Origin of the sequence: Aestuariimicrobium sp. p3-SID1156 (assembly GCF_025144225.1) — a bacterium.
In the GTDB taxonomy this organism is placed as follows: domain Bacteria; phylum Actinomycetota; class Actinomycetes; order Propionibacteriales; family Propionibacteriaceae; genus Aestuariimicrobium.
Map to the genome: position 1 here is coordinate 1 of NZ_JALXXB010000024.1, position 1,262 is coordinate 1,262.

Annotated in this window: 1 protein-coding gene; it reads left to right on the forward strand. The window is 65.7% G+C overall.

What is annotated here, in order from left to right:
• Nucleotides 1–1,262 (forward strand): IS30 family transposase (locus tag M3G03_RS12750; protein ID WP_259810503.1); only part of this gene is annotated, 1,262 nt, incomplete at both ends.

Below are 1,262 nucleotides of genomic sequence, written 5' to 3' on the forward strand. Positions count from 1 at the left end.
GAGGAGGCTTCGGGGGTTGCGGGCGTGGCGCAGGCGGTCGGAGCGAGGTGGTTCCACAACGCTGGGGGCATGCCACCGTTCGACTTGGAGTTCGCACCTTCGGGCCGCTATCTGCGCTTCGCTGAGCGAGAGGAGATCGCGATCCTGAGGGCCCAGGGCCGGGGGGTTCGCGAGATAGCTCGCGCGGTGGGTCGGGATCCGGGCACGATCAGTCGTGAGCTGCGCCGCAACGCCGCTACTCGGGGCGGGACGCGGGAGTATCGGGCATCGGTGGCGCAGTGGAAGGCCGACATGGCCGCGAAACGTCCCAAACAGGCGAAGTTGGTCACCAACCCGCGGCTGCGCGAGTACGTCGAGCAGCGCCTGTCAGGCACGATCTCCCGCCCGGACGGCACCTTGGTCGTCGGGCCGCAGCCGCCCCGGTTCACGGGCCGCAACAAGCCTCATCGCAAGGACAGGGCCTGGGTGCTGGGCTGGAGCCCGGAACAGATCAGCAACCGGTTGAAGCTCGACTTCCCCGATGATGAGTCCATGCGGATCAGTCACGAGGCGATCTACCAAGCACTGTTCATCGAAGCCAGAGGCGCCTTGAAGAGGGAGCTCGTGTGGTGTCTGCGCACGGGCCGGGCACTTCGGGTCCCTCGGGAACGGTCCCGTCGCAAGACCTGGGCCCATGTCACCGAAGGCACGTTGATCAGCGACCGCCCCGCCGAGGCCGACGACCGGGCTGTTCCGGGGCATTGGGAGGGAGACCTCCTCATCGGGCTCGAGCGATCCGCGATCGGGACCGTGGTCGAACGCACCACCCGGTTCACGATGCTGGTCCACCTGCCCCGCGAGGACGGCTACCAGTTCAGGGCATCGATCAAGAACGGTCCCGCGTTGGCCGGCTACGGCGCGATCACCATGAAGAACGCTCTCGCCGACACGATGTCGACGCTACCGAGAGAGTTGGCGCGCTCGTTGACCTGGGACCGCGGCAAGGAGATGTCAGCACACGCATTGTTCAAGGTCGAAACCGGGATCCCGGTCTACTTCGCCGATCCCGTCTCGCCCTGGCAACGCGGCACCAACGAGAACACCAACGGGCTGCTGCGCCAGTACTTTCCCAAGGGAACAGACCTGTCTCGCTGGACGGCAGAAGACATCGATGCCGTCGCCCATGCCCTCAACAGCAGGCCACGCAAGACCCTCGACTGGAGAACACCTGCCGAAGCGTTCAACGACTACCTACAATCAGCCCAACAAGCCGGTGTTGCAAC